Annotated in this window: 22 protein-coding genes; 14 read left to right on the top strand and 8 right to left on the bottom strand. The window is 68.6% G+C overall.

Annotated elements, in window-relative coordinates; genetic code table 11:
• Positions 1–133 precede the first annotated feature (133 nt).
• The 3 genes from ABIE41_RS22860 (at position 134) to ABIE41_RS22850 (ending at position 3,519) form a co-directional block, all read left to right on the top strand.
• Positions 134–1,255, top strand: coding sequence for a PA0069 family radical SAM protein (locus ABIE41_RS22860; protein WP_192642925.1), 1,122 nt, complete (start codon positions 134–136; stop codon positions 1,253–1,255).
• Between the two features lie 191 nt (positions 1,256–1,446).
• Positions 1,447–2,058, top strand: a complete 612-nt coding sequence (locus ABIE41_RS22855; RefSeq protein WP_192642497.1) for a ribonuclease HII — start codon at positions 1,447–1,449, stop codon at positions 2,056–2,058.
• Between the two features lie 261 nt (positions 2,059–2,319).
• On the top strand, positions 2,320–3,519 hold the full coding sequence (locus ABIE41_RS22850) for a site-specific DNA-methyltransferase (protein WP_210320849.1): 1,200 nt from the start codon (positions 2,320–2,322) through the stop codon (positions 3,517–3,519).
• Positions 3,520–3,526: 7 nt separating this feature from the next.
• Here the strand turns inward: ABIE41_RS22850 and mutY are convergent, their stop codons facing one another.
• From mutY to ABIE41_RS22835, 3 genes are all read right to left on the bottom strand, one after another.
• The gene (gene mutY, locus ABIE41_RS22845; protein ID WP_192642496.1) at positions 3,527–4,594 is read right to left on the bottom strand and encodes an A/G-specific adenine glycosylase; all 1,068 of its coding nucleotides are present in this window, start codon (positions 4,592–4,594) and stop codon (positions 3,527–3,529) included.
• Complete coding sequence (locus tag ABIE41_RS22840; RefSeq protein WP_192642495.1) at positions 4,591–5,172, bottom strand: hypothetical protein; 582 nt, start codon at positions 5,170–5,172, stop codon at positions 4,591–4,593. The genes mutY and ABIE41_RS22840 overlap by 4 nt, the downstream gene beginning before the upstream one ends.
• 79 nt (positions 5,173–5,251) lie before the next feature.
• Complete coding sequence (locus ABIE41_RS22835) at positions 5,252–5,650, bottom strand: GFA family protein (protein ID WP_192642494.1); 399 nt, start codon at positions 5,648–5,650, stop codon at positions 5,252–5,254.
• Between the two features lie 145 nt (positions 5,651–5,795).
• Here ABIE41_RS22835 and ABIE41_RS22830 point away from each other — a divergent pair, with 145 nt between their 5' ends.
• From ABIE41_RS22830 to ABIE41_RS22805, 6 genes are all read left to right on the top strand, one after another.
• Positions 5,796–6,470, top strand: a complete 675-nt coding sequence (locus tag ABIE41_RS22830) for a FadR/GntR family transcriptional regulator (protein ID WP_192642493.1) — start codon at positions 5,796–5,798, stop codon at positions 6,468–6,470.
• Between the two features lie 128 nt (positions 6,471–6,598).
• The gene (locus tag ABIE41_RS22825; protein WP_192642492.1) at positions 6,599–7,486 is read left to right on the top strand and encodes a fumarylacetoacetate hydrolase family protein; all 888 of its coding nucleotides are present in this window, start codon (positions 6,599–6,601) and stop codon (positions 7,484–7,486) included.
• A gap of 69 nt (positions 7,487–7,555) precedes the next feature.
• A complete protein-coding gene (locus tag ABIE41_RS22820) occupies positions 7,556–8,524 on the top strand; it encodes a Bug family tripartite tricarboxylate transporter substrate binding protein (RefSeq protein ID WP_465247102.1) in 969 nt (322 codons plus the stop codon).
• Between the two features lie 4 nt (positions 8,525–8,528).
• Positions 8,529–9,008: a (2Fe-2S)-binding protein gene (locus ABIE41_RS22815; protein WP_192642491.1), complete on the top strand. Its 480-nt coding sequence runs from the start codon at positions 8,529–8,531 to the stop codon at positions 9,006–9,008.
• Positions 9,005–11,119 (top strand): molybdopterin cofactor-binding domain-containing protein, encoded by a 2,115-nt coding sequence (locus tag ABIE41_RS22810; RefSeq protein WP_192642490.1) that lies wholly within the window; start codon positions 9,005–9,007, stop codon positions 11,117–11,119. The genes ABIE41_RS22815 and ABIE41_RS22810 overlap by 4 nt, the downstream gene beginning before the upstream one ends.
• A gap of 3 nt (positions 11,120–11,122) precedes the next feature.
• On the top strand, positions 11,123–11,818 hold the full coding sequence (locus ABIE41_RS22805) for a molybdate ABC transporter substrate-binding protein (protein ID WP_192642489.1): 696 nt from the start codon (positions 11,123–11,125) through the stop codon (positions 11,816–11,818).
• 28 nt (positions 11,819–11,846) lie between these two features.
• On the opposite strand, the gene ypfJ is transcribed toward ABIE41_RS22805, so the two are convergent.
• The 4 genes from ypfJ to ABIE41_RS22785 all read right to left on the bottom strand — a co-directional run bounded on the left by ypfJ (position 11,847) and on the right by ABIE41_RS22785 (position 16,205).
• Positions 11,847–12,737 (bottom strand): KPN_02809 family neutral zinc metallopeptidase, encoded by an 891-nt coding sequence (gene ypfJ / locus ABIE41_RS22800; RefSeq protein WP_192642488.1) that lies wholly within the window; start codon positions 12,735–12,737, stop codon positions 11,847–11,849.
• A gap of 95 nt (positions 12,738–12,832) precedes the next feature.
• Positions 12,833–13,837 carry a cytochrome d ubiquinol oxidase subunit II gene (gene cydB / locus ABIE41_RS22795; RefSeq protein ID WP_192642487.1) on the bottom strand — a complete coding sequence of 335 codons (1,005 nt, stop codon included), beginning with the start codon at positions 13,835–13,837 and terminating at the stop codon, positions 12,833–12,835.
• Between the two features lie 13 nt (positions 13,838–13,850).
• A complete protein-coding gene (locus tag ABIE41_RS22790; RefSeq protein ID WP_192642486.1) occupies positions 13,851–15,281 on the bottom strand; it encodes a cytochrome ubiquinol oxidase subunit I in 1,431 nt (476 codons plus the stop codon).
• A gap of 108 nt (positions 15,282–15,389) precedes the next feature.
• Positions 15,390–16,205 carry a uracil-DNA glycosylase gene (locus tag ABIE41_RS22785; RefSeq protein WP_192642485.1) on the bottom strand — a complete coding sequence of 272 codons (816 nt, stop codon included), beginning with the start codon at positions 16,203–16,205 and terminating at the stop codon, positions 15,390–15,392.
• 203 nt (positions 16,206–16,408) lie between these two features.
• On the opposite strand from ABIE41_RS22785, the gene ABIE41_RS22780 reads away from it, so the two are divergent.
• From ABIE41_RS22780 to ABIE41_RS22760, 5 genes are all read left to right on the top strand, one after another.
• Positions 16,409–18,088 (top strand): electron transfer flavoprotein-ubiquinone oxidoreductase, encoded by a 1,680-nt coding sequence (locus ABIE41_RS22780; RefSeq protein ID WP_354193190.1) that lies wholly within the window; start codon positions 16,409–16,411, stop codon positions 18,086–18,088.
• A gap of 536 nt (positions 18,089–18,624) precedes the next feature.
• Positions 18,625–20,361: a tetratricopeptide repeat protein gene (locus ABIE41_RS22775; RefSeq protein ID WP_354193188.1), complete on the top strand. Its 1,737-nt coding sequence runs from the start codon at positions 18,625–18,627 to the stop codon at positions 20,359–20,361.
• A gap of 46 nt (positions 20,362–20,407) precedes the next feature.
• The gene (locus ABIE41_RS22770) at positions 20,408–21,412 is read left to right on the top strand and encodes a 4-(cytidine 5'-diphospho)-2-C-methyl-D-erythritol kinase (protein ID WP_354193186.1); all 1,005 of its coding nucleotides are present in this window, start codon (positions 20,408–20,410) and stop codon (positions 21,410–21,412) included.
• A 105-nt stretch (positions 21,413–21,517) separates the two neighbouring features.
• On the top strand, positions 21,518–22,570 hold the full coding sequence (locus ABIE41_RS22765; RefSeq protein WP_192642483.1) for a hypothetical protein: 1,053 nt from the start codon (positions 21,518–21,520) through the stop codon (positions 22,568–22,570).
• 113 nt (positions 22,571–22,683) lie between these two features.
• Positions 22,684–23,931: a DUF2254 domain-containing protein gene (locus tag ABIE41_RS22760; protein WP_192642482.1), complete on the top strand. Its 1,248-nt coding sequence runs from the start codon at positions 22,684–22,686 to the stop codon at positions 23,929–23,931.
• Positions 23,932–24,097: 166 nt separating this feature from the next.
• Here the strand turns inward: ABIE41_RS22760 and ABIE41_RS22755 are convergent, their stop codons facing one another.
• A complete protein-coding gene (locus ABIE41_RS22755; RefSeq protein WP_192642481.1) occupies positions 24,098–25,126 on the bottom strand; it encodes a polyprenyl synthetase family protein in 1,029 nt (342 codons plus the stop codon).
• Positions 25,127–25,159 lie beyond the last annotated feature (33 nt).

Raw genomic sequence — 25,159 nt, 5'->3', positions numbered from 1 at the left:
TATGTTCACATTAAACGACGCAGAAATCGCCGATTCCCGGCGATTTTCAGGGAAGTTCAGCGCCATGCTCCAGAGCAGGCCCTCGTCGAGGCCGATTTCGGCCCAACCGCTGAAGCAGACCGGTGCGACGCCGATGTCGGTCTCGGCGCGCGTGGCGCCGGTCGATCCGGTCGCCTATGCCGGCCACCGCATCGATCCGGAGCGCCGCCGCGGCAGAGGCGCGACGATCAACCCCGGCGGCCGTTTCGAGGCCGAGCAGCGCCTCAGCGAGGATGACGGCTGGGGCTCGCTCGGCGATCTCGCCCCGTTCAGGACCGAGGTCGCGGTCGAGAAGCCGCGGACCATCATTACGAAGAACGATTCCCCCGACATTTCCTTCGACCGCTCGATCAACCCCTATCGCGGCTGCGAGCATGGCTGCGTGTACTGCTTCGCGCGGCCGAGCCATGCCTATCTCGGCCTGTCGCCCGGTCTCGACTTCGAGAGCCGGCTGACCGCCAAGCCCGACGCTGCGCTGCTGCTGGAGAAGGAGCTGTCGGCACCCTCCTACCAGCCGCGTACCATCGCGATCGGCACCAACACCGACGCCTACCAGCCGATCGAGAAGAAGCTGCGCATCATGCGCCAGATCCTCGAGGTGCTCGCCAAGTTCAACCATCCGGTCGGCATCGTCACGAAGTCCGCGCTGGTCCAGCGCGACATCGACATCCTCGCGCCGATGGCGGCGAAGGGGCTGGCCAAGGTCGCGATTTCGATCACCACGCTCGACCCCAAGGTCGCGCGCGGCATGGAGCCGCGCGCCGCCTCACCGGCCAAGCGGCTGGAGACGGTGAAGGCGCTGTCCGACGCGGGCATCCCGGTGACCGTTCTGGTCGCGCCGATCATCCCGGCAATCAATGAGCACGAGATCGAGCGCATTCTCGATGCGGCCAAGGCGGCCGGTGCGCGCGAGGCCGGCTATGTGCTGCTGCGCCTGCCACTGGAGGTGAAGGACCTCGTGCAGGACTGGCTCCTGACCCATCACCCCGACAAGCTGCGCCATGTCGTCTCGCTGATCCGCTCGACGCGCGGCGGCAAGGATTACGATGCAGCCTGGGGCCAGCGCCAGGTCGGCTCCGGCCCCTATGCCTGGATGATCGGTCGGCGCTTCGAGATGGCGGCGGAACGGCTGGGCTTCAACGGTGCGCGCCTACGGCTTCGCAGCGACCTCTTTCTCAAGCCGGAGCGGGAGAAGGCCCAGCTGAGCCTGTTTTAGGGGCACCGTCTTTTTTGCGATCCCTCATCTTAGGACCAGCCTTCAGGCTGCGTCTCGAAGGATGTTCCAGGAGGCGCCGGAACCAGTTGAAACATCCTTCGATACGCGGGCTTGTGCCCGCTTCTCAGGATGAGGGCTGAGAAGGGATCGCCGCTCTGGATTTCCCTGCGAATCCGCCATAAGCCGCGCCCATGACCGCCCATTTCCACCGCGAGACGCACGCCATCTCGAACGGACTCTGGCCGCTGGCCGGGGTCGACGAGGTTGGACGCGGGCCGCTGGCCGGGCCCGTGGTGGCGGCGGCGGTCATCCTTGATCCACAGACGGTGCCGGAGGGGCTCGACGATTCGAAGAACCTGACTCCGGCGCGGCGTGAGGAACTGTTCGCGCTGATCGCGCAATCGGCGCTCGCCATCGGCGTCGCCAGCGCCACAGCCGTCGAGATCGACGCCATCAACATTCGCCAGGCGACGCTGCTGGCGATGCGGCGCGCCGTGGCCGCACTGGCGGTCGCGCCGTCAGCCGTCCTCGTCGACGGCAACGATCCGCCGGCGCTGGCATGCGTTTGCGAATCCGTCATCGGCGGCGATGCGCAGATCGCCTCGATCGCCGCGGCCTCGATCGTCGCCAAGGTCACCCGCGACGCGATGATGGCGCGGCTCTGCGCACGCTATCCGGCCTATGGCTTCTCGCTCCACGCCGGCTACGGCACGCCCCATCACCGCGCCGCCCTGCAGGCCCACGGCCCGTGCCCCGAACACCGCTATTCCTTCGCGCCGGTGAAGGGCGTCTGGCGGCGTTAGGCATGCAGCCGTCATTCTCGGGCGAAGCGCAGCGCAGACCCGAGAACCCCCTGCAGGAGATGCTCGGGTCGAGCCCTAGCATGACGCTGCGCGCACCCTCCCGCCTTAACCTCCCCTTAGCAATTCCCCATATCCGCCAAGGGGCTGGGCAAAAACTGCAGCCCCAGAATGAGACGCATTTTTTTCAGCGCGGAAACTCGGCTTTTACCCTGACTGGCCAATATCGCGACTGTTCAAGTTGCGTAACGGTCTTGGGGCGTCATGGGTATTTTGCGTACCGGGACCACCAGCGCCGCCGTCCGGATTCAAGTTTCGCGTACCGGACGGCCCGCGCTGCAGTCACCGATCAAGGCCCCCCGGATCAAGCCGGCCAGCCTGCCGATCGAACTACCGCTCGACCAGATTCTGCTCGGTGACTGCGTGGCTGCGCTCGAGGCGTTGCCGCCAGCCAGCGTCGATCTCGTCTTCGCCGATCCTCCCTATAATCTCCAGCTCGGGGGCGATCTGCGCCGGCCCGATGACAGCCTCGTCGATGCCGTCGATGACGACTGGGACAAGTTCTCCTCCTTCGCCGAATACGACGCCTTCACCCGTGCTTGGCTGACCGAATGCCGCCGCGTGCTGAAGCCCGACGGCGCGCTCTGGGTCATCGGCAGCTACCACAATATCTTCCGCGTCGGCTCGATCCTGCAGGATCTCGGCTTCTGGGTGCTGAACGACATCGTCTGGCGCAAGGCCAACCCAATGCCGAATTTCCGCGGCCGGCGCTTCACCAACGCGCATGAGACGCTGATCTGGGCGGCCCGTGGCGAGGCCTCCAAATACACCTTCCACTACGAGGCTCTGAAGGGCGGCAATGACGACCTGCAGATGCGCTCGGACTGGTATCTGCCGCTCTGCACCGGCGAGGAACGGCTGAAGGACGAAGGCGGCGCCAAGGTCCATCCGACGCAGAAGCCCGAAGCCCTGCTCGCCCGCGTCATGCTCTCGGCCAGCAACCCAGGCGACGTGATTCTCGATCCCTTCTTCGGCACCGGCACAACCGGGGCCGTCGCCAAGGCGCTCGGCCGCCGCTTCATCGGCTGCGAGCGCGATCCCGGCTATGCCGAGGCCGCGCGCCAGCGCATCGCCGCGATCAAGCCGCTGCCGCCGGAGGCTTTTGCCACCGCGCCCTCCAAGCGCAGCGAGCCGCGCGTGCCGTTCCTGTCGCTGGTCGAGGCCGGACTGGTCAAAGCCGGCGAGACCGTCACCGACGAGAAGCGCCGCCACAAGGCCGTCATCCGTGCCGACGGCACGCTGCTGCTGGACCCCGCCGTGGGCTCGATCCACAAGATCGGCGCGCTGGCGCAGGGTCTCCCGAGCTGCAACGGCTGGACCTTCTGGCATGTCGAGCGCGACGGCGCCCTGATGCTGCTCGACACTCTGCGCGGCGAGATCCGCGCTCAGATGGCGGCGGCCTGAGTCCGGGTCAGCCCTGTGGGCTGCGTTTAACCCCCGCCGCCTCCAACACCTTCACCATCACCCCGGACAGCGGCTCCTCGCCCAGCGCCGCCAGCGGCGTGAAGCGCATCCCTGCCGGAGCCTGTGTCCTGGCCGGCGCGCTCGCCGTGAACACCGTCAGCTCCAGCGGGAAATGCGTGAAGACATGCCGCACCGGCGGCGCAAGCTGCTCCCAGCGCGTCACCACCGGCGCATCCTGCCAGGCGCCGTCCAGTTCGTAATCGGCGCTCCACTCGCTGGTCGGCACCTCGGCCATGCCGCCGAGCAGGCCCTTGGGCGGGCGGGTGCGCAGCAGCAGGGCGCCGTCCTCGCGCAGCAGCACGAAGGCCGCGCCTTTGCGGATCGCGCCGGCCTTCTTCGCCGCCTTGCGCGGGAAACTCTCCTGCGTGCCCTCGGCCTGCGCCCGGCAGGGCTCGCGCCAGGGGCACAGGCCACAGGCCGGATTGCGCGGCGTGCAGATGGTCGCGCCGAGATCCATCAAGCCTTGCGCGAAATCGCCGGGTCTGTCCTGCGGCATCATCTCCAGCACACGCTCGCGCACCAGCGGGCGGGCGCCCGGCAGGAGATCCTCGATCGCGAAGAGGCGCGTCATCACCCGCTCGACATTGCCGTCCACGGCCGCAGCCGGCTGGTTGAAGGCGATCGCCGCCACGGCGCCGGCCGTATAGGCGCCGATGCCGGGCAGGGCGCGCAGGCCTTCCTCGCTATCGGGAAAACGCCCGCCATGTTTGGCGACGACGGCGATGGCGCAGGCGTGCAGGTTGCGGGCGCGGGAATAATAGCCAAGCCCGGCCCAGGCCTGCATCACGGCCTCGGACGGCGCCTCCGCCAGCGCCTTTACAGTGGGAAAGCGCGCCATGAAGCGCTCGAAATAGGGTTTGACCGCCGTGACCGTCGTCTGCTGCAGCATGATTTCGGAGGCCCAGACCCGGTAGGGATCGGCGCTCTCGCCTGGCCCGGCGCGCCAGGGCAGGGCGCGGCGGTGGCGGTCGTACCAGGCAAGCAGATCGGCGGCGGCCGGCCGGGCTGCGATCATCGCGCCGAGAGCGAGGTCGCAATCCCCAGCGACAGCGCGGTCTGGCCGGAAATCTTGTACATCCGGTTGAACGTCGCCTTGGTGATCAGCGACGTGGCGCCGGGCACGCCCATTTCGTAGTAGATGTTGTTCATGTCTGCGGTCGCCGGCCCGGAATAGCCCCGTCCGCCGGATTGCTGCGGGGCATTGCCTTCGTGGAAGCCCAGGCCCGTCTTGATCGCCGCTCCATCCTCGAAGCCCGCGTTCAGGTAGAGCCGGCGGACACCGGCAGCGAACAGCCCGGTACAGGCGCTGTTGCAGGAGTCACGCGACGCATCGACGATCGTCACCAGGCCTGCGCTGCGAATGTCACGGGCCATTTCGCGTGCCGGGAAGACGCGTCCTCCCGGACTCGTCAGCCGCAACATCTTGACCTGTCGCCCCTCAGGCGTGGCCAGAAATTCGCGCAGGCGAAACTGGTCACCGTCGCGGATGGGGCCGCTCAATGTCGCGGTCGATCCGTTCTGAGAGATCTCGATGGCGTGCGCGGGCTGACCCGAGACCAGGCACAGCATCATCACCCCGAACACAACACGCATCGCCCGACCTCCGAAGCCGCGCCGCATCCTAGAGGACGGAGCCCTGATTCTGACAAGAGGCCTCGTGCGGTCGGCCGGCTCACGATCGCTTGGGGCGATCCCGGTCGTGCTGCTCGGCCGTCTCGAGCGGCGCCAACCAGTGCTCTCGGCGGATGGTCCAGAGCTCGTAGCCGGGCGTGATCGTGCTCGGCCCGCCGTCCAGTGTGCCGAGCTTGATCTCGATCTCGTCGGACCCCTCGTCGAAGCAGAACAGCGAGGAACCGCATTGCGGGCAGAAGCGGTCCTCCCCGGCACGGCTGCGCCAGCTGCCCAGCTCGCCCGACAGCGTCACCGTCATGCGCGGCCAGATGCCGAAGTAGGAGAAGGCGGAGCCGGAATCCTTCCGGCAGGTCTCGCAGTGGCAAAGCCCGGTGCGGATCGGCTCGCCGCTGACCTCGTACCGGACGCTCCCGCATTTGCAGCCGCCCGACAGTCTCATGGCACCGATCTCCCGAGGATCCTGACGTCATCTCAACCGAAGGCCCGCCACCGGGTTCCGGCCGGGCGGCGTCCGCGAAAAGGATTGCGCTCGCCCGCGGGATTGGTAGACCAATCGCTGCGGAGGAACCAGCAGCGATGCCGAGATGAGCACGACGACGCGCCACGCCCTGACGGTCCGGGAATACATCGCGGGCGGCATCCGCTCCGGTGTCTACCCCACCCATTCGCGGCTGCCGACCGAGCGCGCCCTGTCGGAGGAACTCGGCGTGCCGCGTTCGGCGGTGCGCGACGCGCTGGCGGTGCTGGAGAGCGGGGGGATCGTGAAGCGCGTCGTCGGCAGCGGCACCTATGTGCGAGAGCCGGTTGCCGAGACGGCCGCAGCCGATCCTCAGCCCCCGGCGGCCAGCCCGGCCGAGATCATGGAGGCGCGCCTTCTGGTCGAGCCGCGCCTGGCGCCGCTTGCCGCGATCAACGCGAATCAGGACGATTTCGCCCTGTTCGACGAATGCATCCGCCAGGGCGATGCGGCCGAGAACTTCGAGACCTTCGAGCATTGGGACGCCGCGCTTCACGAGGCGATCGCGAAATCCACGCATAACCGCCTCGTCATCGAGCTCTATGCGATGATCACCCGGGCGCGCGATCTGACCGCCTGGGGCGAACTGAAGCGCCGCAGCCTTAGCGCCGAGCGTCGCGACCATTATCGCCGCGAGCACCACGCCATCGTCGTGGCCCTCAAGGCGCGCGATGCGCAGGCTGCCGAACAGGCGCTGCTCGGCCATCTCGACAGGGTGCGCAGCAATCTTCTGGGGCGGTAAGCCTCCATTATTGGTTGACCAATGCGTCGGATTGGCGAGATTTCGTCCTGATTGGTTGACAGCTTGAGGGGGGCTGCTCTAGCCGTAGGACATCCGCGCCACCTGGGCGCCAGCATCGGGCCGTCTTCATGAAACTCGCCATCTTCACGCAAGGCCAGGACCAGGCCGCACAGGGCCGCCTCGGGATCATCCTCGGTGATCGCATCGCCGACCTCTCCGGGCTCGAGGGCGCGCCGGCCACCATGGCGGCCTGCTGCGCGCTGGGGGCGGATGCTGCGGCCCGGCTGACCGGCCTGGCCGAGGCGGCGCCGACCCTGCCGCTCGCCGAGGTGACGCTGCGCGCGCCCTTTCCGCGGCCGGCGCGCAATGTCTTCTGCGTCGGCAAGAACTATCACGAGCACGCCAAGGAGTTCGCCCAGAGCGGCTTCGATGCCAGCACCAAGGATGTCGTGCCGCAAGCGCCGGTGGTCTTCACCAAGCCGCCCTCGGCGGTGATCGGGCCGGGCGAGACGATTCCCGGCCATCTCGATCCGACGAAGTCCGTCGACTACGAGGGCGAACTCGCCGTCGTGATCGGCAAGGGCGGGCGTGGAATCGCGGCCGCCGACGCGCTCGGCCATGTCTTCGGCTACACGATCGTCAACGACGTCACCTCGCGCCAGCTCCAGCACAAGCACCGCCAATGGGTGCTGGGCAAGGGCATCGACGGCTTCTGCCCGATGGGCCCGGCCGTGCTGACGGCCGACGAGGTGCCCGATCCGCGCACGCTGCGCCTGCGTACCTGGGTCAATGACGAGCTGCGTCAGGACGCGACGGTGTCGGACCTGATCTTCGACATCCCGACGCTGATCAGCACGATCTCGGCCTACATCACGCTGGAGCCCGGCGACATCATCGCCACCGGCACGCCCGTCGGCGTCGGCATCGGCTTCAACCCGCCGAAGTTCCTCGCGGCCGGCGATGTCGTGCGCATCGAGATCGACGGCATCGGCACGCTCGAAAACCCGGTCGGCTGACCGACCGGGCCAGTTCACGACAATCCCATAAGGAAGCCGCGCCAAGCGGCCCATCAGGAGGAGGAAACGGTGTCCAGGATCAAGCTTCTCTGTCTCGCCGCTCTGGCGTCGGCCGCACTCGCGACCTCCGCTATGGCCCAGTCCTATCCCAGCCGCGGCGTCCGGGTGATCGTGCCCTTCGGCGCGGGCGGCCCGGCCGACATCTACGCCAGGGCCGTCGGCCAGCAACTGCAGGAGGCGCTGAAACAGCCCTTCACGATCGAGAACAAGCCGGGTGCCGGCGCTGTCATCGGCACGACGGAAGCCGCGCGCGCCACGCCCGATGGCTACACCCTGCTGATGATGTCCAACACCCACACCGCCAATGAGACGCTGATCCCGAGCAAGGGCTACAACCTCACCAAGGATCTGGTGCCGGTCGCGCCGGTCAACGCGGCCGATCTGGTGATCGTGGTCAATCCTTCGGTCGAGGCGAAGACGCTGCAGGAGTTTATCGCACTCGCCAAGGCCAAGCCGAAGCAGCTCAACTACGCCTCCTCGGGCGTCGGCACGCCCTATCATTTGGCCGGCGAGAGCTTCAAGGCGCTGAGCGGCACCGACATCGTGCATGTGCCCCATCGCGGCAGCGGCGAGGCGCGCACCAACGTCATCGGCGGCCATGTCCAGATGATGATCGACTCCGTCACCACCATGGCGCCGAGCATCGCGGCCGGACAGGTGAGGGCGCTCGCCACGACCGGCGCCACCCGCTCGGCGCTGCTGCCGGACGTGCCCACCGCCGCCGAGGCGGGGCTGAAGGATTACGAAGCGACGATCTGGCTCGGCTTCATGGCCCCGGCCGGCACGCCGCAGGCGGTGGTCGATCTGCTCAACGCCGAAATCCGCAAGGCTCAGGCTCGGCCAGAGGTGAAGGCCGAATGGGCGAAGCAGGGCACGCTCGGCATGGATATGAGCCCGGCCCAGTTCGGCGAGTTCATCAAGGCCGACATCGCGAAATGGGCCAAGATCATCGAGACCGCCAACATCAAGGTGAACTGAGGCGATGGAGGCCGGCACGCGCCTGACCGTCAACGGCACGGGCCGGACGCTGGCCGCCGCGTCCGAGACGATGCTGCTTGACGTCCTGCGCGGCGAGCTCGGCCTCAAGGCGGCGCGCTTCGGCTGCGGCGAGGGGCTTTGCGGCTCCTGCCGCGTCCTCGTCGACGGGCATGCCGTTGCCTCCTGCAACACGCCGCTCTGGTCGGTCGCGGGCCGCGAGGTCGTGACGCTCGAAGGGCTCGGCTCGCCCGGAGCGCCCCATCCCGTCCAGACGGCGCTGATCGCCGAACAGGCGGCGCAATGCGGCTACTGCATCTCCGGCATCGTCGTCAGCGCCGCGGCCCTGCTGGCGCTCACGCCCGATCCCGACGATGCCGCAATCCGGGCCGCGCTCGATCCCAATCTCTGCCGCTGCGGCGCGCATAACCGCATCCTGCGCGCTGTCCGTCGGGCCGCCGCCGCGATGAGGGACCGCGCCGCATGAGCGCCGCGACCGTCCTTCCCGCAGGGCTGCGGGTAACGCCGCGGCTCGACCGCTGGCTGGCCGTCTCGCCGGAGGGGCATGTCACGCTGTCGCCCGGCAAGGTCGAGATCGGCCAGGGCATCCTCACCGCGCTCGCCCAGATCTGCGCCGACGAACTCGACATCGCCGTCGAGCGCGTGCGCCTGCGGCCGGCCGATACCGCGGCGAGTCCCAATGAGGGCGTCACCTCGGGTAGCCTCTCGGTCTCCGATTGCGGCCTGTCCGTGCGGCTGGCAGCGGCGCAGACCCGGGGGCTCTTTCTTGCGGAAGCCGCCCGACTGTTGTCGGTGCCGCAGGAAGCGCTCTCGGTCGAGGACGGCGCCATCACCGGTCCCGGCAATCTCGCCACGAGCTATTGGGAGCTGGCCGGGCAGGTCTCGCTCGCCTGTCCCGCCGATCCGGCAGTGCAGCCGAAAGCGCCTGGCGCCCGGACCGTGACTGGCCGCCCGGTTCCGCGCATCGACCTCGCTGGCAAGGTCTTCGGCACCCGGCCCTTCATCCACGATCTCGACCAAGCCGGGCTGCTCCATGGCCGGGTGCTGCGCGCGCCGCGCCCCGGCGCGACGCTCGAAAGCCTGGACGAGGCGGCGCTGGCCGGCCTCGACGGGCTGGTCGCTTGGGTGCGGGACGGCAGCTTCCTCGGCCTCGTCTGCGAGAGCGAGGTCCAGGCCGAGGCTGCCCTCGTCAGCCTCGCCACGGCGGCGCGCTGGACCGGTGGTTTCGAGCTGCCGGACCAGCACGACCTCTCCGCCTGGCTGCAAGGCGAGCCTGCGGAGGCGTCCATCGTCGATCTCCGTGATGGGCCGGAGCCATCGCCTTCGACCCGCCGGCTGGTGCGCCGCTACCTGAAGCCCTATCTCGCCCATGCCTCGATCGGCCCTTCCTGCGCGATCGCCACCTGGGCGGAGGATGGCCTTCGCGTCGTCACCCACAGCCAGGGCATCTTCAATCTGCGGGCGGATCTCGCCCTGGTCTTCGGCCTGCCGGAGGACGCGATCATCGTCACCCATGCCGAGGGCGCCGGCTGCTACGGCCATAACGGCGCCGACGATGCCGCGCTCGACGCTGCGTTGCTGGCGCGCGCCGTTCCCGGCCGCCCGGTGCGCCTGCGCTGGTCGCGCGCCGACGAACTGGCGCGCTCGCCCTTCGGGGCCGCGATGGCGATCGAGATCGCCGCCGAGGTAGGGAAGGACGGCCGCATCGCCGGCTGGAGCCACGAGATCTGGAGCAACGGCTATGTCGCGCGCCCGGGTCGCGCCGGCAGTCCGGCCCTGCTGGCGAGCTTCGATCTCGAAAAGCCGTTCCCGCTCTACATCTCTCAGGATCCGCCGCTGGCCGGCGGGGGCGGGGCCCAGCGCAACGCCGTGCCGCTCTACGACTTCCCCTCCTGGCGGATCGCCAAGAACCGGCTGCTGACCATGCCGCTGCGGACGTCCTCGATGCGCGCGCTCGGGGCCTTCGGCAATGTCTTCGCCATCGAATCGATGATGGACGAGCTCGCCTATGAGCAGGGGGAGGACCCGCTCGCCTTCCGCCTGCGCCATCTCGGCGACGCGCGTGCGCGCACCGTGCTGGAACGCGCCGCCGCGATGGCGGATGGGGGCGGACCCGTCCTGGAGGGTAGGGGGCGCGGACTTGCCTTCGCGCGCTACAAGAACACCGGCGCCTATTGCGCAGTCGTGGCCGAGATCGACCTCGCGGCCGAGCCCCGCGCGACGCAGCTCTGGATCGCGGTCGATGTCGGCGAGGCGATCAACCCCGACGGCGTCGCCAACCAGATCGAAGGCGGGGCCGTGCAGGCGACCAGCTGGACGCTGAAGGAGGAGGTCGCCTTCAGCCGCGAGGCGGTGACCAGCACCTCCTGGGAAACCTACCCGATCCTGCGCTTCAGCGAGGTCCCGGAGGTGACGGTCGAGATCGTGCCCCGGCCCGACCTTCCGCCGCTCGGCGCCGGCGAATGTGCGCAGGGGCCGACCGCGGCCGCCCTCGCCAACGCCGTCCATGCGGCGCTGGGCGTCAGGGTGCGCCAGATGCCGATCACGCGCGACCGCATCATTGCGGCGATGGAGTAGCCTATGCCCGACATCAGCATTCTCAGCGGCGGCGCCGCCCACGCCCTAGTGCGCGCCCTCGAGCCGCAGTTCCGCGACGCCAGCGGTCATGGCGTCACCGGCACCTTCGGCGCGGTCGGCGCGATGCGTGCGAAGCTGGCGGAGGGCGAGCGGCCGGATGTCGTGATCCTGACGGCCGCCATCATCGCCGAGCTGGCGCGCGAGGGCACGGTGCTGCCCGAGACGGTTGCCGATATCGGAGCGGTCGAAACCGCCGTGGCGGTTCGCGGCGGTGATGCTGCGCCGTCGGTGGGTGACGAGGCCGCCTTGCGGCAGGCCTTGCTAACCGCCGACGCGATCTACTTCCCGGATCCGAAGCTCGCGACCGCCGGCATCCATTTCGCCGCTGTGCTCGACCGGCTCGGCATCGCCGACATCGTCGCCGCCCGGCTGCGAACTTCCCCGAATGGCGCGACCGCCATGGCCGCGCTTGCCAAGGCGCCGGAGGCGCGGCCGATCGGCTGCACCCAGGTCACGGAGATCGTCGCGACACCGGGCGCCGAACTCGTCGCCGTGCTGCCGAAGGGGTTCGATCTGTCGACCCGCTACACCGCTGCGGTGGTTTCAGGCTCGCCGAGGGAGGAGCCGGCGCGGGCTCTGGTGACGCTGCTGACCGGTCCAGCCGGCAAAGCGGCGCGGAGGCAGGCCGGCTTCGCCTGAGCGAAACCTGCGAGCCAACGCTCGGCGGTCAGACCTGCGCGGGCTTGAAAGTGTCGCAGGCCTGCATCGAGCCGGTGCGGAAGCCGGTGCTGAACCAGCGCTGGCGCTGGGCCGAGGAGCCGTGCGTGAAGGAATCCGGCACCACCTGCCCGCGCGAGGCCTTCTGCAGCATGTCGTCGCCGATGGCCGAGGCGGTGCGCATGGCCTCCTCGATGTCGCCCTGGTCGATGCGCCCCATCGCCTGGATGTTGTGCGCCCAGACGCCGGCAAAGCAATCGGCCTGAAGCTCGATGCGAACCGAGATCGCATTGGCCTCGCGCTCCGAGGAGCGCTCGCGCAGCTGGTTGGCCTTGGGCAGGATTCCCAGCAGGTTCTGGATGTGGTGGCCGACCTCGTGGCCGATCACATAGGCATAGGCGAAATCGCCACCGCCGCCGAGCTTGCGCTGCATCTCCTGGAAGAAGGAGAGGTCGAGATAGACGCGCTTGTCGGGCGGGCAATAGAACGGCCCCATCGCCGACTGGGCGGTTCCGCAGGCCGAGCTCGAAACACGGTCGAAGATCACCAGCCGCGGCGGCTCGTAGCGCCGGTTGGCCTGCTGCGGCAGAAGCTTGGTCCAGACGTCCTCGTTCTGCGCCAGCACGGCCGAAACGAAGCGCCCCATCTCGTCCTTGGGTGGCCCCGAGGCCGGGCGCGATTCCTGCGTCGGGGCCTGGCGTCCGCCGATGCCGCCGATGAGTTCGGCCCCGCCGATCAGCAGGCGCGGGTCGATGCCGAGCGCCCAGCCGACCAGCCCGAGCACGACCATGGTGCCGATGCCCAGGCCCCCGCGGCCGCCGGGCAGCCCTGCGAAATCGCCGCCGCCGCTGCCGCGCCGGTCCTCGACATTCTCGGACTGGCGGTAGTCTTCCCACTGCATGGCGTCGTCCCCGTAAGCCTGCCGGCAATCTCTACGGAGAGCGCACCGGACTCAAGCCACCATCGAACCGCCGGGGCGCCCGGCGGTTCCCGGACCTAATGATAGCCGCTGTCGGCCTTCACCTTGCCGCGGAAGGTCCAGTACACGAAGGCGGTGTAGAACAGGATCATCGGCAGCAGGAAGGTCACGCCGATCAGCACGAAGATATGCGAGGAGGGCGCTGCCGCGACGTCCCAGATCGTCAGGTCCGGCGGCACCAGATAGGGGTAGTTCGAGATCGCGAGCCCCAGGAAGCAGAGCACGAAGATCGCAATCGTCAGCGCAAACGGCGTGAACTCGTGCCGGCCATGCAGGCGCCGCCAGGCGAGGAAGCCGCACAGCGCCGTTAGCACTGGGAACGGCCAGAGCAGCGCCATGTTGCGCCAGGTGAACCAGCGCTCCGCAATGCGCGGATGGGCATAGGGCGTCCACAGCGAGACGATCAAAGCAAACGCCAGCAATCCCAGCAGCAGGACCTTCGCCTGCGAGCGGGCGCGCTCGGCCACGCGGCCTTCGGTCTTGTAGATCAGCCAGGTCGCGCCGAGCAGCGCATAGCCGACGACGACGCCGGCCCCGCACATCAGCGTGAACGGCGTAAACCAGTCGAAGGGCCCGCCGGCGAACTGCCGGTCGACCACGGTGATGCCCTGGATCATCCCGCCCAGGATCAGCCCCTGTGAAAAGGCTGCCACCGTCGAGCCGAGCCAGAAGGCGAGGTCCCAGACCTTGTGCTTGGGCTTGGCGACCCAGCGGAATTCGAAGGCGACGCCCCGGAAGATCAGCGCCAGCAGCATCAGCGTCACCGGCAGGTAGAAGGCCGGCATGATGATGGCGTAGGCGGTGGGGAAGGCGACCCAGAGCCCGCCGCCGCCCAGCACCAGCCAGGTCTCGTTGCCGTCCCAGAACGGCGCGACGGAGTTCATCATCTGGTCGCGCTCGCCCTCGTCGCGCGTGGTCGGGAACAGGATGGCGATGCCGAGGTCGAACCCGTCGAGCACGACATAGAGCATCACCGCGGTGCCGATCAGGCCGGCCCAGATGACGGGGAGATACCATTCCATCGCGGGTCTCTCCTCAGCTCGCCGGCTGGATGCGGTCGTCGCCGGGGCGCCCGTCGCCGAATAGGTCGGAAGCGGGTGCCTGCGCCGCCTTGAGCGGCCGCTGCGAGGGCTGCTCGGGCGGGTCCTGCAGCGTGATCGCGTCCGGCCCCTTGTCGATCAGCCGGTTGATCAGCAGCACACCGGCCGAGAACACGACGCAGTAGACGCAGACGAAGAGCGCCAGTGAAATCGCGACCTGCCCTGCCGTGACCGGCGAGATCGCGTCCTTGGAACGCAGTACGCCGGTGGCGATCCAGGGCTGGCGCCCGACCTCGGTGACGAACCAGCCGGCCAGGATCGCCATGAAGCCGAGCGGCCAGGTGTATTGCGCCACCCAGAGCCAGCGCCGCTCCTCGAAGACACGGCCCTTCCACCACAGCCAGGCGCCGAACCAGCCGAAGGCGATCATGAAGAAGCCGATGCCGACCATGATCCGGAAGCCGAAGAAGGGGATCTTGACCGGCGGCCGGTCGTGCACGGCGAAGTCGTTCAGGCTCGGGAAGAGCGCATCCATGCTGCCATGGGTGACCAGGCTGGCAACGCCCGGGATGGAAATCTCGAAGCGGTTGATGCCCTTCTCCTCGTCCGGCCAGGCGAACAGCACCAGCGGTGCGGGCTTGGAGGAATCCCAATGCGCCTCGATCGCGGCGAGCTTGGCCGGCTGGTACTTGGCGGTGTCCTCGCCATGCCGGTGGCCGATCACCGCCTGTAGCGGCGCGGTCAGCGCGATCATCAGGATCGCCATGCGCACCATGGTGCGCGCCGATTCGGTGCGGTGTCCGACGAGCAGATGGCGCGCGCCAGTCGCCAGCACGACGAAGGCGGTCGTCAGATAGGCCGCCGTCATCATGTGCATGAAGCGCATCGGGAAGGTCGGGTTGAAGATGATCTGCAGCCAGTCGACCGGATAGGCGATGCCGTCGCGCATCTCATGGCCGGTCGGGTACTGCATCCAGCTGTTGGCGGAGAGGATCCAGAATCCCGACAGCGCCGTGCCGCCGGCGACGATGCAGGCGGACATGAAATGCAACCAGGGCGGCACGCGCTTCCAGCCGAACAGCATCACGCCGAGGAAGGAGGCTTCGAGGAAGAAGGCGGTCAGGACCTCGTAGCCGATGATCGGGCCGATGACGTTGCCGACCACCTGCGAGAACCGGCTCCAGTTCGTGCCGAACTGGTAGGAGAGCACGATGCCGGAGACCACGCCCATCGCGAAGGAGACAGCGAAGATCTTGGTCCAGAACCGCGCAAGCGTGTGGAACTTGACGTCGCCGGTCTTGAGCCAGAGCCCCAGCAGCGTCGCGATATAGGCCGAGAGCCCGATCGTGAAGGCCGGAAAGACGATGTGGAAGGAGACGGTGAAGGCGAATTGGATGCGCGAGAGCAGGAAGGCGTCGATCACCATGGCCGTTCTCCGTCCGTCAGCGCGGCCGATCCGGGATTCGCCGGGGGCCGACTGCGCCAAGACTACGCCTGTTTTCGCCCGCCCGCATGATCCATCTGCACCCGCGCCCTAGGGCGCTTTGTCCAAGGCCGCCTTCAGCGCCCGCATGTCCCGCCAGGCGAGGCGCTTCTGCAAGGGCTGGCGCAGCAGATAGGCCGGGTGCAGCGTCGCCATCGCGGGGATGCGCCGCGTGCCCGTGTCGTATTCCTGCCATTTGCCGCGCGAGGCCAGGATGCCCGAGAGGCCGAGCAGTCCCTGGGCGGAGGGCCCGCCGATGCACAACAGGATGTCGGGGTCGGCGAGCTGGATCTGGCGCTGGATGAAGGGCAGGCAGATCGCCACCTCCTGCGGCGTCGGCGTGCGGTTGCCGGGCGGCCGCCAGGGCAGCAGATTGGCGATGTAGACGTCGTCCTTGCGGCTAAGCCCGATGGCGGCGAGCATCCGGTCGAGCAATTGCCCCGAGCGCCCGACGAAAGGCAGGCCGATGCGGTCTTCATCCGCGCCCGGCGCTTCGCCGACGATCATGACGCGTCCGTTCGAATTGCCGTCGGCGAAGACGAGGCTCTTGGCGGTAGCCTTCAGCGCGCAGCCCTCGAAACGGGCCAGCGCCTCCTTCAGCGCCTCCAGCGTCGCGGCCTCCTGAGCCAGGCTGCGCGCGCTCAGGGCGGCGTCGTCGGGGGCGGTCGCGGCGGCGGCGTTGGGACGCACGGCGACCAGAGCCGGCTGGCCCGCGCGCGGCGGCAGGACCGGTCGCGGCCGTGTCGGTTCGCTGGCCACAGGCGCGGCGAAATGGTCATGCGTGACTTCGTCCAGCGCCTCGGTGATGCCCATTTCGGCATACCAGGCGACGAGCTCGGCAGGATCGGGCGCGGCGGTGAGGGACATCGCGCCTGTCTAGCACGCCGGCACCGCGCTTCGCGAGCCGCCGCGGTTGCAAATTGAACCGTGCGCTTGGATAGAGGGTTTCCAGTCTGTCGCCCGCTCCGCCTTGTCGCTGCGGCGTCGATAGTTTATATATAAACTAATTGGGTTTGAGCCGGCGCTCGGTCTTCGCAGTACGGCTGGAGCGCAGGTTTTCGGAGGGCGGTATGGATCTCGAGCAGGCACGGGCCGAACCCCGCGAGAGCATGGACTACGACGTCGTCATCGTCGGTGCGGGGCCGGCCGGCCTTGCGGCGGCGATCCGGCTGAAGCAGCTCGACGAGAACGTCTCCGTCGTCGTGGTCGAGAAGGGCGCCGAGGTCGGCGCGCACATCCTGTCGGGTGCGGTGATCGACCCCTCGGGCCTCGACGCGCTGCTGCCAGACTGGCGCCAGGACGAAGCCCGCCCTCTGACCACCGAGGTCAGCGAGGACGTCTTCTACTTCCTGACAGAGCCCAACGGCATCCGGCTGCCTAATATCGGCATGCCCAAGCTGATGAACAATCACGGCAATTTCGTCGGCTCGCTGGGGCTGGTGACGAAGTACTTGGCGGCCCGCGCCGAGGCGCTGGGCGTCGAGATCTATCCGGGCTTCGCCGCCGCTGAACTGCTGTTCGACGAGGCCGGCGCCGTCGTCGGCGTCGCCACCGGCGACATGGGCATCGCCAAGGACGGCACCGTGTCGGAGCGCTTCACCCGCGGCATGGAGCTGCGCGGCCGCTACACCCTGCTGGGCGAGGGCGTGCGCGGCTCGCTCGCCAAGATCGCGATTCGCAAATACGGCCTCGACGCCGGCCGTGAGCCGCAGAAATACGGCATCGGCCTCAAGGAGATCTGGCAGGTCAAGCCGGAGAAATTCGTCAAGGGCCGGGTCCAGCACTCCTTCGGCTGGCCGCTCGACGGCTCCACCGGGGGTGGCTCCTTCCTCTATCATTTCGACGACAACCTGGTTTCGGTCGGCTTCGTCGTCCATCTCAACTACCAGAACCCGACGCTCTCGCCTTTCGACGAGTTCCAGCGCTTCAAGACCCACCCGCTGATCCGCGACCTGTTCGAGGGCGGCAAGCGCCTTTCCTACGGCTCGCGCGCGATCACCGAGGGCGGCTGGCAGTCGGTACCGAAGCTGACCTTCCCGGGCGGCGCGCTGATCGGCTGCTCGGCCGGCTTCGTCAACGTCCCGCGCATCAAGGGCAGCCACAACGCCATCACCTCGGGCATGCTCGCGGCCGAGAAGCTGTTGCAGGCGCTGGCCGCAGGCCGCTCCCATGACGAGGTCGTCGAGATCGAGAACGAGTGGCGCGACGGGCCCATCGGCGCCGATCTCAAGCCGGTGCGCAACGTCAAGCCGCTCTGGTCGAAATACGGCACGATGCTCGGCATCGGGCTGGGCGGCATCGACATGTGGCTGAACCAGCTCTTCGGCTGGTCGCCCTTCGGCACGCTGAAGCATGGCAAGCCCGACCATGCGACGCTGAAGCTGCTGAGCGAGGTCACGCCGATCGTCTACCCGAAGCCCGACGGCAAGATCTCCTTCGACAAGCTCTCCTCGGTCTTCCTGTCCTCGACCAATCACGAGGAAGACCAGCCGGCACATCTCAAGCTGACCGACCCGTCGATCCCGATCGAGAAGAACCTGCCGCTCTATGGCGAGCCCGCGCGGCTCTACTGCCCGGCCGGCGTCTACGAGGTTGTCTACAAGGATGCCGAGGCGAAGACCGAGCCGCGCTTCGTGATCAACGCGCAGAACTGCGTCCACTGCAAAACCTGCGACATCAAGGATCCGGCCCAGAACATCACCTGGACGGTTCCCGAGGGCGGCGGGGGGCCGGGCTACGCGAATATGTGACGCGGCCGCTCGTCGCAGCCGGATATGAAAAAGGGGGCGTGCCGGCTGGCGCGCCCCCTTTTGCTCGACGCCGGCCGCAGCCGGCGCGAAGACGATCAGCCCTTGCGGACGACGGCCGGAGCCGGCTTCTCGGGCTGGGCGCAACCGGCGGCGAAGCCGGCGAGCAGAGCGACAGCGGCAACGCTGAGAACGAGCTTCTTCATGAGAAAGATCCTGTTCGAATCGTCGTGATGGAAAAGACGACGGCAGACAATAGCCGACGAAACCCTACCGTATCGACAACGAAAACTGGCCGACGCTGCGTCATCGCATGGTTTTGCCGCACTGTGGCCTTCAGGCTACGGCGCGGGCCCCTCCGGCCGCCGCGAGGCTTGCCCGCCCGCCTGGAAACGGCCATCTTGCCAGCTTACGCGAAGCGGTCACGGTCGCGCGTCACCGACCACGTCTGCCGCGGAATGCGCGCGACGGCAGACCGAAGGAGAATGGCAGTCGTGGGATCTGGATTGAACCGCCGTGGCCCGATCACGGCCGCTGCCTTGGCGTTGCTCCTGGCCCTGCCCGTCGGCGCGGCCGCCCAGGGGGCGACGACGCGCGCCACCGATCAGCTCGACACCGCCGAGAGCCTGGAGGGCAACTATCTCGCCGCCATCGTCGCCGGTGCGGGGCGGGACCTCGGCGCCGCCTCCGTCTTCCTGCGCGAGGCGATCAAGGGCGATCCGCAAAACAACGACCTGCTCGAGCGCGCCTTCGTCGCTTTCCTTGCCGATGGCGCGATGCCCGACGCCTTCCGCGCCGCCGACAAGCTGATCCAGCGCGATCCTTCCAACGGCCTTGCCCAGCTCGCCATCGGCATCCGCGCGCTGAAGCAGAAGAACTACCAGACCGCCCGCAACCATCTGCAGCGCGGCGGCCGCGGCCGTGCGGCCGACATCACCGCGACGCTGCTCTCCGCCTGGTCGCAGCTCGGCTCGGGCCAGGCAACCCGCGCCATCGAGACGCTGGAGCGGCTGCGCGGCGAACCCTCCTACAACCTCTTCCGCGATTATCATGCCGGCCTCATCCTCGATGCTGCCGGCCGCAAGGCCGATGGCGAGAAGCGCCTGAAGAGCGCCTATGAATCGGAGAAGACGACGCTGCGGCTCGTCGATCTCTGGGCGAAGATGCAGGCCCGCAACGGTGATTTCGACGGCGCGGCCACGACCTATTCCGAGTTCGACCGGCTGCTGCCCAACCACCCGATCGTCCGCGACGGCCTCGCCAAGGTGGCCGCCAGGCAGGTGCCGCCCCGCCAGGTCGGCAATGCCCAGCAGGGCGCCGCGGAAGTGCTCTACGGCCTCGCCAGCGCGGGCAACCGCCAGGGCGACGAGGCGGCGGCGCTGCTTTATCTGCGTCTCGCCATCTATCTCGACCCCAATCATGACCTCGCTATCCTGACGCTGGGCGACATCCTGGAGCGCGCGCGCCAGCCGGAGGACGCCGTCGCCGTCTACGAGAAGATGCCGGCGAGCTCGCCGCTGCGGCCCAATGCCGAGATCCAGGCCGGTCTGGCGCTGGAGAACCTCGGCAAGCCCGAGGAGGCGGTGAAGCATCTCAGCGCCTTGATCGCCGAGCGGCCGGACGACATCGACGCGCTCTCGGCGCTCGGCAACATCTATCGCTCGCGCAAGATGTTCGAGGAGGCCGCGGCCACCTACGACAAGGCGATCGGCAAGCTCGCCTCGCCGGGTCGGGCCAACTGGGATCTGTTCTATTTCCGCGGCATCGCCCGCGAGCGCATTAAGCGCTGGCCGGAGGCCGAGGCCGATCTGCGCAAAGCGCTGGAACTCCTGCCCGAGCCTCTGGGCCGCGAGCGCGCGCTTGTGCTGAACTATCTCGGCTATTCGCTGGTCGACCAGCATCTCAAGCTCGACGAGGCGCTGGAGATGCTGCGGCGCGCCGTCGAGCTGCGCCCGCGCGACGGCTACATCATCGATTCGCTCGGATGGGCCTATTATCGCCTCGGCCGCTATCCCGAGGCGCTGCGCGAGCTTGAGCGCGCCGTCGAGATGCGCCCCTCCGACCCAGTGATCAACGACCATCTCGGCGACGTCTACTGGAAGGTCGGGCGCCGTCTCGAGGCCGGTTTCCAGTGGAACCACGCTCGCGACCTCAATCCCGAGCCCGAGGATCTCGCCAAGATCAAGCGCAAGATCGAGCGCGGCCTGGAGGATGGTCCCTCCGCCAACGCCGTCGAGCCGAAGGACCCGGCCGAGCCCAAGAAGGACGGCGGCTGACGCTGCCGCTCTCGCTTCGGACGGTTGCCTCGACAGCTTCGCTGATATGCCAGCACCGCTGACCACCCGCGCCCGCGCCAAGATCAACCTGACCCTGCGCGTGCTCGGCCGCCGCGCGGATGGCTATCACGAGCTCGAAAGCTTCGTTGCATTCGCCGGCACGGGCGACGCACTCTCGCTAGCGCCCGGCCCGCAGCTGACCCTCACCATCGACGGTCCGCGCGGGCAGGGGCTACCGGTCGACGACTCCAACCTGATCCTGCGCGCGACGCGCGCGCTCGAAGCCGAGACCGGCCCGCTGCGCAGCGGCGCCTTCCACCTCGTCAAGCGGCTGCCGGTGGCGTCGGGCATCGGCGGCGGTTCGGCCGATGCGGCCGCCGCGCTGCGCCTGCTCGCCCGTTTGAACGGGCTGTCTCCTGACGACCCCGCGCTGCTGCGGGCGGCTGCCAAAACCGGCGCCGACGTGCCCGTCTGCCTTGCCTCCCGCGCCCGCATCATGACCGGCATCGGCGAGCGCCTCGGGCCCCCACTCACCCAGCCGCCGCTCTTTGCGCTGCTGGTCAATCCCGGCGTGCCGGTCGAGACCGCGCCGGTATTCAGGGCGCTGGGCCTGAAGCCGGGGCAGCGCCATCCACTCCATTCGAGCCTTCCAGAAACGAGCGCTCATCCTGAGGAGCCGCGCAGCGGCGTCTCGAAGGATGGTCCGGAAGGCTCCGGAGACATCTGGAGCATCCTTCGAGACGCCCTGTCTGACGACATGGCTCCTCAGGATGAGGGCTCGTATGGGACGAACGCGACCCGAGCCGCCCTGATCGCCGCCCTCAGCGCCGCCGGCAACGATCTCGAAGCCCCCGCCCGCCGCGTCGCCCCCGTCATCGACACCGTGCTCGACGCCCTGCGTGCCCAGCCGGGCTGCCGCCTCGCCCGCATGTCCGGCTCGGGCGCGACCTGCTTCGCGCTCTTTGACGACTGCCGCCAGAGCGCCGCAGCGGGGAGGGCGCTGGCGCAAGAGCAGGCGGGGTGGTGGGTCAAGCCGACGCTGCTGCGGTAAGGGGCGGCGGGCGGCAGCGCCTGTTGCCGCTACAGGCCCCCCTCCGTAATCTCGTCTGCGATCTGGCGACGCTGCGGAGTGAACATAACCACAGGGGGCCGTCTCATGCGCATCATGCTGGTTCTGGTCCTGATGGTCGCGGCCTTCGCCGCGCGTGCCGCGACGCTGGATGATGCGATCGCCGCCTGGCTCGCCGATGATGACGCCAAGGCGCTGCCCGCCCTGTCGGCCCTGGCCCAGTCCGGCGATGACGATGCGATGCTGGCCTTGGGTGTCATCGAGCCCCGTGCCTGGGAGGGGCCCTATGTGCTGGGGCTGGAGCGCGCGCAGCGCATCGCGTTGCTGCGCCGGCCGGGCGGTCTCTCCGGCGAGAGCTGGCTTGCGGGCGTCACGGCTCGCCGGCCCCTGGCGGAGGCGTTCGTCGAGGCCCAGCAGAAGAGCAACCCCTGGCCCCTGATGGCGCTGGGCCAGAGCGATGCCGCGCGCAGCGCGTTGGCCATGGCCTTCAACCAGAACCCGTCCTCGCTCGCCGAAAGCGACCGACAGACGGAAATTCCCGACGAGTTGCGCGCTCTGGTCTGGCGGGGCGCCGCCCTGCGCCTGTGGCGGGTCGCCTATCCGACCCCGCCCACGCCGGATGTCGAGCGGCGCCTGCGTGGGGTTATTGCGCAGGCCTTTGCGCCGGAATGGAGCGGCAGCCTCCAGCAGATGCTGTTCTTCAGCGCGGACCCGGACCTCGGTGTCGGCATCTCCGTGCCCGAGGCGGCGAGTCTCGTAGGCCGCGTCCTGCGGCAGGGGCGTCTTCTGGCCGAAGGCAACACCCGTGTCAGGAGCGCATCCGAGCCGGCCCGCGACCGGGCGCTGGCTACGGCACGCACCCTCCTGACCACGGCGCCCGAGGCCGCCGCCGTCCGGCAATTCTGCACGGCGTCCTGTGAACAGGCCCTCGACAGTTGCGTGGAAACGCTCTGGTCGTTGACGGGCGGTGCCGACGCACAGGCCTATCTCCATACGCCCCTCGATGCGGTGATCCCCCAGAACCGCTATGTCGGGAGCCCGCGCCATCGCGGCGACATGATCCGGATGGCGCAGAAGCGTTTCCGGGCGGCGCCGCCCGGCATCGACGCCTGCGCGGCGAAACTCGTCTTCGGCGGGTAAGGGCGGCTCGGGCGCGACCAGTTCCGGCGAGCCGTTCGCGGCGCAACCCTTCCGCAATGGCTGCGTTGTCAGCGGTGCGCGCCCCTGCGCGGCTTCTCTGACGGACCTCTCTCATGACCTCGCGCTGGCTGTGGCACCTCTCCCAGATCACGCGGCGGATGTGGTTTCGCGCCAGCCTGTTCTCGATCCTGGCCGTGGTCACGGCTCTCGCGGCAATCGTGCTCGCGCCCTACATCCCGAGCGACCTGCCGACCAAGATCGGTGCCGACGCGGTCGATAATGTCCTTGGCATCATCGCCTCGAGCATGCTGGCGGTGACGACCTTCTCGCTGAGCACGATGGTGGCGGCTTATGCGGCCGCGACCAGCAATGTCACGCCGCGGGCCACTCGTCTGGTGATGGAGGACACGACGACCCAGAACGTCCTGGCGACGTTCATCGGCTCCTTCCTCTATAGCCTCGTCGGCATCATCGCGCTCAGCACGGGCGCCTATGGCAGCACCGGCCGCGTCGTCCTCTTCGTCGTGACGGCCGGCGTCATCGTGCTGATCGTGGTGACGCTGCTGCGCTGGATCGACCACCTCTCGCGCCTCGGCCGGGTTACCGAGACCACCGAGCGCGTCGAGAAGACCGCAGCCGAGGCGATGCGGCTGCATCGTGATCAGCCCTGCATGGGGGCCTCACCGCCGGCCGAGATGCCCGGCTCCGCCCGGCCAATCTATGCCTCCCGCATCGGCTATGTGCAGCATCTCGACGTCGGCGCGCTGTCGGACATCGCCGAGCGCGGCAAGGGGCGCATCTTCGTCCGAGCCACACCCGGAGCTTTCGTGACCCCGGTCGACCCCGTCGCTTTCGCAGAGGGGCTCGATGTCACCGAGCAGGAGGCTGATATCCGGGCCTGCTACACCATCGCCGATGTCCGCTCCTTCGATCAGGACCCGCGCTTCGGCGCCTCCGTCCTCGCCGAGATCGCCTCCCGCGCCCTCTCGCCTGGCATCAACGACCCCGGCACGGCGATCGATGTCATCGGCCGGGCGGTCCGCCTGCTGGCGATCGCAGCCGAGCCTCGCGAGCCGCAGCAGGAGGTGGCCTACCCCCGGGTTCACATTCCGCCGATCGCGATCGGCGATCTCTTCGACGATCTTTTCACCCCGATCGCCCGCGACGGCGCCGGCGTGGTCGAGATCGGGGTCAGGCTGCAGAAGGCGCTGCGGGTCCTGTCGCGGCTTGGGCCGCCGGAATTCGCGGAGAACGCCGCCCGCCATTCCCGCCTGGCCCTGCAACGGGCCAGCCATGCCCTGACGCTGGAGGATGACCTCGCGGTGTTGCGCGGCTTGGCGGCGGAGGTCGAACTGAGGTGAAGCCGGCAAAACCCGCCCCTTATCCCCGCCGCTCCGGCCCGTGCCTATCCTTCCCTTGCTGCACCCGACCAAAGGGGGCTGTCGCGAGGAATCGTGTAGCCGGGTATGGAGGCAGGCTTCGGGAGGCGCGGGCTTCCCTAACGTTGCGCGAGTCCTAGCCCGCTGCTCAATGCGCCCGCGCGACGCAGAAATCGACGGTTTCGTTCAGCGCCTGCTTCATCGGCGAGGCCGGGAAGAGGGCGAGCGCGTCCTTGGCCATCTTGGCGTAGTGCTCGGCGCGCTGGATCGTGTCGTCGAGCGCCCGGTGGCGCTTCATGATCGCCTGCGCCTCCTCGAGATCGCCGTCGCGGATCTCGCCTTCCTGCAGGGTGCGCGTCCAGAAGGCGCGCTCGGCCTCGCTGCCGCGCCGGAAGGAGAGCACCACGGGCAGGGTGATCTTGCCCTCGCGGAAATCGTCGCCGGTGTTCTTGCCGAGCGTGTTGGCGATGCCGCCATAGTCGAGCGCGTCGTCGATGAGCTGGAAGGCGATGCCGAGATTGAGGCCGTAGCTGCGGCAGGCGGCGGCATCGGTCTTCGAGCCGTTGGCGATCACCGGGCCGACCTCGCAGGCCGCCGCGAAGAGCTCGGCCGTCTTGCCGCGGATCACCGCGAGATATTCGTCCTCGGTCGTCTGCGTGTTCTTGGCGACGGAGAGCTGCAGCACCTCGCCCTCGGCGATCACGGCCGCGGCGGTGGAGAGAATGTCGAGCGCCCTCAGCGAGCCGACCTCGACCATCATCTTGAAGGCCTGGCCGAGCAGAAAGTCTCCGACCAGCACGCTCGCCTCATTGCCCCAGAGCATGCGGGCGGCGAGCTTGCCGCGGCGCATGTCGCTCTGGTCGACCACGTCGTCGTGCAGAAGCGTCGCCGTGTGCATGAACTCGACCGAGGCCGCGAGCTTCACATGCCCCTCGCCGCGATAGCCGCTGAGCGCGGCGGTCGCGAGCGTCAGCATCGGCCGCAGGCGCTTGCCGCCCGACGAGATCAGATGGTTGGCGACCTCGGGGATCATCGTCACGTCGGAGCCGGTGCGCGACAGGATCATCGCATTGACGCGTTCCATGTCGGCGCGCACCAGCCCGACCAGCCGCTCGATTCCGGCCTCGCGTGCGCTCTGGCCCGCTTCCTTGTCCTCGAACGCGACGACGACGCCCATACCCAATCCTTCCGGCGGCCTGCGCATCTTGCA

The organism is Bosea sp. OAE506 (assembly GCF_040546595.1).
GTDB lineage: Bacteria > Pseudomonadota > Alphaproteobacteria > Rhizobiales > Beijerinckiaceae > Allobosea.
This window is presented reverse-complemented; position numbering and strand designations above follow the sequence as displayed.

What these genes read in the sequence shown, in the direction of transcription:
- ABIE41_RS22860 (WP_192642925.1), top strand. Translation starts at nt 134, where the DNA reads ATGTCGGTCTCGGCGCGCGTGGCGCCGGTCGATCCGGTCGCCTATGCC.
- ABIE41_RS22855 (WP_192642497.1), top strand. Translation starts at nt 1,447, where the DNA reads ATGACCGCCCATTTCCACCGCGAGACGCACGCCATCTCGAACGGACTC.
- ABIE41_RS22850 (WP_210320849.1), top strand. Translation starts at nt 2,320, where the DNA reads ATGGGTATTTTGCGTACCGGGACCACCAGCGCCGCCGTCCGGATTCAA.
- mutY (WP_192642496.1), bottom strand. Translation starts at nt 4,594, where the DNA reads ATGATCGCAGCCCGGCCGGCCGCCGCCGATCTGCTTGCCTGGTACGAC.
- ABIE41_RS22840 (WP_192642495.1), bottom strand. Translation starts at nt 5,172, where the DNA reads ATGCGTGTTGTGTTCGGGGTGATGATGCTGTGCCTGGTCTCGGGTCAG.
- ABIE41_RS22835 (WP_192642494.1), bottom strand. Translation starts at nt 5,650, where the DNA reads ATGAGACTGTCGGGCGGCTGCAAATGCGGGAGCGTCCGGTACGAGGTC.
- ABIE41_RS22830 (WP_192642493.1), top strand. Translation starts at nt 5,796, where the DNA reads ATGAGCACGACGACGCGCCACGCCCTGACGGTCCGGGAATACATCGCG.
- ABIE41_RS22825 (WP_192642492.1), top strand. Translation starts at nt 6,599, where the DNA reads ATGAAACTCGCCATCTTCACGCAAGGCCAGGACCAGGCCGCACAGGGC.
- ABIE41_RS22815 (WP_192642491.1), top strand. Translation starts at nt 8,529, where the DNA reads ATGGAGGCCGGCACGCGCCTGACCGTCAACGGCACGGGCCGGACGCTG.
- ABIE41_RS22810 (WP_192642490.1), top strand. Translation starts at nt 9,005, where the DNA reads ATGAGCGCCGCGACCGTCCTTCCCGCAGGGCTGCGGGTAACGCCGCGG.
- ABIE41_RS22805 (WP_192642489.1), top strand. Translation starts at nt 11,123, where the DNA reads ATGCCCGACATCAGCATTCTCAGCGGCGGCGCCGCCCACGCCCTAGTG.
- ypfJ (WP_192642488.1), bottom strand. Translation starts at nt 12,737, where the DNA reads ATGCAGTGGGAAGACTACCGCCAGTCCGAGAATGTCGAGGACCGGCGC.
- cydB (WP_192642487.1), bottom strand. Translation starts at nt 13,837, where the DNA reads ATGGAATGGTATCTCCCCGTCATCTGGGCCGGCCTGATCGGCACCGCG.
- ABIE41_RS22790 (WP_192642486.1), bottom strand. Translation starts at nt 15,281, where the DNA reads ATGGTGATCGACGCCTTCCTGCTCTCGCGCATCCAATTCGCCTTCACC.
- ABIE41_RS22785 (WP_192642485.1), bottom strand. Translation starts at nt 16,205, where the DNA reads ATGTCCCTCACCGCCGCGCCCGATCCTGCCGAGCTCGTCGCCTGGTAT.
- ABIE41_RS22780 (WP_354193190.1), top strand. Translation starts at nt 16,409, where the DNA reads ATGGATCTCGAGCAGGCACGGGCCGAACCCCGCGAGAGCATGGACTAC.
- ABIE41_RS22770 (WP_354193186.1), top strand. Translation starts at nt 20,408, where the DNA reads ATGCCAGCACCGCTGACCACCCGCGCCCGCGCCAAGATCAACCTGACC.
- ABIE41_RS22765 (WP_192642483.1), top strand. Translation starts at nt 21,518, where the DNA reads ATGCGCATCATGCTGGTTCTGGTCCTGATGGTCGCGGCCTTCGCCGCG.
- ABIE41_RS22760 (WP_192642482.1), top strand. Translation starts at nt 22,684, where the DNA reads ATGACCTCGCGCTGGCTGTGGCACCTCTCCCAGATCACGCGGCGGATG.
- ABIE41_RS22755 (WP_192642481.1), bottom strand. Translation starts at nt 25,126, where the DNA reads ATGGGCGTCGTCGTCGCGTTCGAGGACAAGGAAGCGGGCCAGAGCGCA.